The organism is Acidithiobacillus sp. IBUN Pt1247-S3 (genome assembly GCF_041146875.1).
In the GTDB taxonomy this organism is placed as follows: Bacteria; Pseudomonadota; Gammaproteobacteria; order Acidithiobacillales; family Acidithiobacillaceae; genus Igneacidithiobacillus.
On sequence record NZ_JBFRXP010000048.1, the window covers coordinates 1 to 3,551 of the forward strand.

The following is a 3,551-nucleotide window of genomic DNA, read 5'->3' on the forward strand; positions in this document are numbered from 1 at the left end:
AGGGGTCCCCTCAGAAAACGGAATATAAAACCCGTTAAGCTCCTGCGAAGGGCCGCAGCGGCCGATATTTTCCCTGCTTGAGCTTGGCGCTACGCCGCCACAGGTAATCCCCCGTCAGATTGATGTGCTCCCAGCCCAGTGGCGACAGATATTGCAGCAGCGTTTCGTCGAGCACTTGCCCATGCTCCTGCAGGGCGCTGACCGCCCGCTCCAGATACACGGTATTCCATAGAACGACAGCCGCCGTCACCAGATTCAGGCCACTGGCTCGGTAGCGTTGCTGTTCAAAGCCCCGATCCCGGATCTCCCCCAGCCGATTGAAGAATACCGCCCGGGCCAGCGCATTGCGTGCCTCACCCTTGTTCAGCCCCGCTTGCACTCGCCGACGCAGCTCTACACTTTGCAGCCAGTCGAGGATGAACAGCGTCCGTTCTATGCGTCCCAACTCGCGCAGGGCCACCGCCAGACCGTTTTGACGCGGATAGCTGCCGAGCTTCCTGAGCATGAGAGAGGCCGTCACCGTCCCCTGCTTGATGGAGGCCGCTAGGCGCAGGATATCTGCCCAATGGGTGCGGATGAGCTGGAGGTTCAGGGTGCCGCCGACCATCGGCTTGAGGGCTTCATATCCGGGGCCATTCTTGGGGAGAAACAGCTTGGTCTCACCAAGATCCCGTATCCGTGGTGCAAAGCGGAAGCCCAGGAGATGCGTCAGGGCAAAGACATGATCCGTGAAGCCGGCGGTGTCCGTGTAGTGCTCTTCGATCCGCAGATCCGACTCGTGGTACAGCAGCCCATCAAGCACATAGGTCGAATCGCGCACACCGACGTTGACCAGCTTGCTGCTAAACGGCGCATATTGGTCGGAGATGTGGGTGTAGACCAACCGCCCCGGCTCCGCCCCATACTTCGGATTGACGTGTCCGGTGCTTTCGGCCTTGCCGCCGGCGCGGAAGCGCTGACCATCCGATGACGAGGTACTACCATCTCCCCAGTGCGCGGCGAACGGATTGCGTAGCTGCGCGTTGACCAGTTCGGCCAGAGCCACCGAGTAGGTCTCATCGCGGATGTGCCAGGCCTGCAGCCAGGAGAGCTTGGCGTAGGTCATGCCTGGGCTCGATTCCGCCATTTTGCTCAATCCAAGATTGATGCCGTCGGCAAGGATCGCCGTCAACAGCAGGGTCTTGTCCTTGGCTTCATCGCCACTCTTGAGGTGCGTGAAGTGACGGGTGAATCCGGTCCATGCGTCCACCTCCATCAGCAGTTCGGTGATTTTCATGTGCGGCAGTAGCGCCGCCGTCTGGTCGATCAGCGATTGCGCCGTGTCAGGTGCTACCGCATCCAGCGGGGTGATTTTCAGGCCGGAGTCCGTGATGATGGCATCGGGTAGGTCATCGGCGGCCGCCAGTTGATGGGCGCTGACGAGTTGCTGTTCCAGCAGGGCCATGCGCTCCTGCAAATAGGCTTCGCAGTCGGTGTTCACCGCCAGCGGCAGGGTGCCAGCCTGGGTAAGCTCGTCGAACCGCCCGGCAGGGATCAGGTAGGTGTCGAAGTCCTTGAACTGGCGCGAACCCTGCACCCAGATATCCCCAGAGCGCAGAGCATTCTTGAGCTCTGACAGGGCGCACAGCTCGTAGTAGCGCCGGTCGATGCCTTCTCCGGTGACCACCAGCTTTTTCCAGCGCGGCTTGATGAATCGGGTCGGTGCGTCCGCGGGTATCTTGCGGACATTGCTGTCATACAGGCCGCGGATCACCTCAATGGCGTCAAGCAGGTCCTGGGCCGCCGGCGCCGCCCGCAATTTGAGAACGGCCAGAAAAGGTGCGGCATAAAGTCGGACGGTGGTGTAGCTGTCGCCGATATGGTGGAGGAAATCGAAGTCGGCGGGACGGGCGAGATCTTTGGCTTCGGTGACGCTGGTGGTGAATGCCTCCCAGGGGAGGACCTTTTCAATGGCCGCAAAGGGATCCGCACCGCTCTTGCGGGCTTCCAGCAAGGCATCGCCGATCCGCCCGTACAGACGAACCTTGTCGTTGATGGCCTTCCCAGAACGCTGGAACTGCTCCTGATGTTTCTGTTTTGCGGCGTTGAATAGCTTTCCCATGATGCGGTCATGCAGGTCCACGATCTCATCAGTTACCGTGGCGGTGGCTTCGATGACCAATGCTGCCAAGGTCGCATAGCGGCGATGGGTCTCGAACTTGGCGAGGTCCGCTGGCGTCATCTGGCTACCCTCACGAGCCAGCTTGAGCAGGCGGTTCTGGTGAACCAGAAGATCCATGCCAGCGGGTAAATCTATCGCCTGTAAGGCCTGCAAACGCTCAATGTGCCGGCGCATATGCCGCGAGTTTGGTTTAGCCGGTGCCTCTCGTAACCAGGCCAGCACCGTCTTCTGGCTACCCTCCTTGCACTTGAGGAGCGCATCCAGTCGTTGACGGTGGTCGGCCGACAGGGTGTCTGTCAGTGCCGCATGAATCCGCCGATTGGCTCTGGTGATCGACTCGGCACAGATGCGGTCGATGACGCTCAAAGCTGGTAGCAATATTCGCTGTCCTCGCATGACCTCTACCAAAGCCATCGCCAATACAATGCCCTTATCAGTTTGTAATGCCTGATCCACAAGATTAGAAATGGCAGATTGATAATGGCGCGCAGTAAATGTCTGGAAACCAAAGATGGTCTGCAGCTCGACCAAATGCTCTCGTCTCGTATTTTCCCGCCGACCATACTCGGCCCAGCAACTTTCAGGGACTTTGAGCTGTTTTGCCACCATGCGCAGCATAGGGGCGAACGGTTCTTCATCGGCACGCATCATCACGCCAGGATGACGCATGTAGCAAAGCTGAACTGCAAAGCCTAACCGATTTTCTGGCCCGCGACGTTGCCCAATGATGGATAGGTCTGTTTCATCGAACGTGTAGTGCCGAATGAGCTCAGATTTGGAGGTGGGCATTTCAAGCAGGCTGTCGCGCTCGGTGGCGGACAAAATGGAACGGCGGGGCATGGAAGACTCCTCTCGCAAACGCTCGTTTTTGAGAGGGTACGCCAGCCATCGTGACCAAGAGCGGCAATCAATGACCTAGCGTTCTCAAAACACGGTCTTGAAATATTATTCTTGATTCATTACCTTCGCAATGAATACTGAGAGATTCAGGAGACTGCCATGCTGATCGGTTACGCCCGGGTATCCACCCAGGATCAAAATCTTGACCTGCAACGAGAAGCGCTGACCAAAGCCGGTTGCGAGAAGATCATGGAGGACCGGCTCAGCGGCGCCCGCGTAGAGCGACCGGGCCTTACTCAGGCGCTGGGAGATCTCCGCACAGGGGATACCCTGGTGGTCTGGAAGCTGGATCGGCTGGGACGTAGCGTGCGAAATCTGATCGACCTGGTCAGCAGCCTGCAAGCTCGGGACGTTCAGTTCAAAAGCCTGACCGACGCCATTGATACCGGGACGCCATCGGGACGGTTTTTCTTTCACGTCATGGCCAGTCTGGCCGAGATGGAACGGGATCTGACCATTGAGCGTACCCGTGCTGGCTTGGAAGCCGCCC

Annotated in this window: 2 protein-coding genes; one reads left to right on the forward strand and one right to left on the reverse strand. The window is 58.8% G+C overall.

Annotated features, from left to right (window positions below):
• Window positions 1–34: 34 nt before the first annotated feature.
• On the reverse strand, window positions 35–3,001 hold the full coding sequence (locus AB4090_RS14830) for a Tn3 family transposase (protein WP_369574655.1): 2,967 nt from the start codon (window positions 2,999–3,001) through the stop codon (window positions 35–37).
• A gap of 159 nt (window positions 3,002–3,160) precedes the next feature.
• Here AB4090_RS14830 and AB4090_RS14835 point away from each other — a divergent pair.
• On the forward strand, window positions 3,161–3,551 hold a 391-nt coding region (locus AB4090_RS14835), incomplete at its 3' end, for a recombinase family protein (RefSeq protein ID WP_369574656.1).

Excerpts from the sequence above, each read along its gene's own strand:
- AB4090_RS14830 (WP_369574655.1), bottom strand. The coding sequence starts at position 3,001 with ATGCCCCGCCGTTCCATTTTGTCCGCCACCGAGCGCGACAGCCTGCTT.